The organism is Blautia sp. CAG:257 (assembly GCF_000433815.1).
In the GTDB taxonomy this organism is placed as follows: domain Bacteria; phylum Bacillota; class Clostridia; order Lachnospirales; family Lachnospiraceae; genus Blautia_A; species Blautia_A caecimuris.
The window spans coordinates 1656-2587 of sequence record NZ_HF999052.1 but is presented as its reverse complement, the minus strand read 5'-3'; the positions used below and the strand labels follow the sequence as shown (position 1 = coordinate 2587).

Here is a 932-nt window from a genome sequence, read left to right as displayed (position 1 = left end):
CCCCGCCCTGTGCCAGATTTGCCGCGGAAGCAAGTGGCAGCCAGAAAGTCATTCCAAATTTTGCAATCTGTCCAAGGTCAATGATTGTGTACATATGATGAACGCCTGCCACAACTGTAGGCGCATAAAAAGCTCCCATAATAAAGCTTCCGATTCCAAAAGGAAGTGCGATCAGATACTGTACACCATCCAGAAGTCCGTTTTCAATGGTTACAAAAATCGGGCCTATAATAGATAAGGTCAGATATCCTGTTACAAAAACACTTACCAGAGGTGTCACAAAAAGATCCAGCATTGCAGGAACTATTTTATGAAGCTTTTTCTCAATCTGAGCCAGTACCCATACTGCGATCACAACAGGGATCACATGACCCTGATATCCAACCATGTCAATAGAGTAAAGCCCGAACCACACTTTCTGGGTTGCCTGAACACCTTCTGTAGCAACTGTCCATGCATTCTGAAGATTCGGATGAATCATGATCATTCCAATTACTGCTGCCAGATATGGATTTGCTCCAAAGACCTTTCCGGCGCTGTAAGCAATCAGAATAGGCAGAAAAGTATAGGCAGTATTGCTGAACAGCTGTGCAAACGTATAAATAGAACCACTGGTATCAATATTCAGATATCCGTTATTGACCATAAAGTTAAGGGCTTCCATAATGCCCATAAGGAAACCGCTTGCAACAATGGCGGGAATAATAGGAACAAAGATATCTCCCAGAGTCTTTATCAGTCTCTGAAATGGATTCGCTCTGGAAGCAGCCACCTGCTTCAGCTCCTCCTTGCTGCTTTCAGAAATTCCTGCAATCTGGATAAACTCATCATAAACCCTATTTACAACTCCTGTACCAAGAATGATCTGCATTTGTCCCTGTGCAAAAAATACGCCTTTTACTCCATTGATATTTTCTACTGCATCCTTATCT

Annotated in this window: 1 protein-coding gene; it reads right to left on the bottom strand. The window is 42.7% G+C overall.

Annotated elements, in window-relative coordinates; translation table 11 throughout:
- Positions 1–932: PTS transporter subunit EIIC (locus QVP40_RS06925; RefSeq protein ID WP_288200368.1), on the bottom strand; the 932-nt coding region annotated here is incomplete at both ends.